Source organism: Microbacterium sp. HMWF026 (genome assembly GCF_003061325.1).
Taxonomy (GTDB): Bacteria; Actinomycetota; Actinomycetes; order Actinomycetales; family Microbacteriaceae; genus Microbacterium; species Microbacterium testaceum_E.
Genome location: NZ_QAJB01000415.1, coordinates 1 through 1,097, shown reverse-complemented (window position 1 = coordinate 1,097; position 1,097 = coordinate 1). Strand labels below are relative to the sequence as shown.

The window sequence follows — 1,097 nt, the reverse complement described above, 5'->3', positions numbered from 1 at the left end:
CCGTTGGCCGCGGCGGTCGCGCGCGCCGAGGCGACGGCGACGGCCGACTGATCGCACGCGGTCACCTGAAGATCGGGATGCCGCATCGCCAGCGTGGCCGCGACCACGCCGGTCCCGCACGCGAGGTCGATCGCCTCGGCGCCGCGGGGCGCGGGCAGGTGCGCGAGCAGCAGTCGGGTGCCGATGTCGATCGACGCCCCCGCGAAGGCGCCGCCGAACGCGCGCACCCGCAGGCCGTCCACCTCGGCCTCGTCGGGTTGCGGGTCGGCGCCGTCGTGCGGGGCGCGCGCGACGAGAACGCGCGACTTCTGCCGGGCGTGCGAGACGTCGAGTCGGTCGAAGCGGCGGCGCAGCACCTCGTTCATCGAGACGCTCATGTGCTTGAGGCGCCCCCCGGCGAAGACGACGACGTCGGGGTGCGCGTGCAGGGCGATGAGCCCGGCGATGTCGTCGAGCGCCCGCAGCGACCGCGGAAGACGCAGCAGCACGACCCGCGCACCGCGCAGCAGCTCCGCGTCGAGGGCGTGCGAGGCGAACGTGCCGTCGAGCCCCGCCTCGGCGGCGTTGGCCGCGAGCGCGCGTTCGCCGAGCAGTTCGTCCTGATGCACGCGGATGCCGCGGGCCCCGGCATCCGCGGACCCCAGGGTGAGGGCGCCGTACGCGTCTCCGACCACGACGAGCTCGCCGCGGTCGAGCCCGTGGCGCGCGTCGGCGGACTCGTCGAGGATCAGGCGATCGGCCGCGTCGACGGCGACCAGATCCGGGCCCTCGAGGTCGGGGCCGCGGCGGAGGGCGTCGAGCGAGAGGGGCACCGCTTTACGGTACCCGGGCCGGACGGCGGGCCGATCGCGCCCGCCGTCGCCCGCGACGGTGCTTACCGGGTGCCGAAGTGGAAGGGCAGGGCCAGCGAGGCCGAGACGAGGATGATGCCGAGCGCGAAGAAGAGCGCGGGCGCGGCGAGCGAGAACGACAGGCCGGTCAGCAGCATGCCGCCGACGAACAGGATGAGCGAGACGATGAACATGAGGATCCCTTCGGTCGCTCCAGGCTATCGTGCCGGGTCGGCGGGTCGGTCCGCGGGCGGGGCGGGTCGCGTC

Annotated in this window: 1 protein-coding gene and 1 pseudogene; both read right to left on the bottom strand. The window is 75.0% G+C overall.

Going from position 1 to position 1,097, the window contains the following annotated elements:
- Positions 1-812, bottom strand: a pseudogene (locus DBR36_RS15090) (methyltransferase); the annotation flags it as partial.
- A gap of 62 nt (positions 813-874) precedes the next feature.
- A complete protein-coding gene (locus DBR36_RS17915; protein ID WP_013585971.1) occupies positions 875-1,024 on the bottom strand; it encodes a hypothetical protein in 150 nt (49 codons plus the stop codon).
- Between the last annotated feature and the right edge of the window lie 73 nt (positions 1,025-1,097).

Coding starts and splice junctions, on each gene's coding strand:
- DBR36_RS17915 (WP_013585971.1), bottom strand. CDS start 1,024: ATGTTCATCGTCTCGCTCATCCTGTTCGTCGGCGGCATGCTGCTGACC.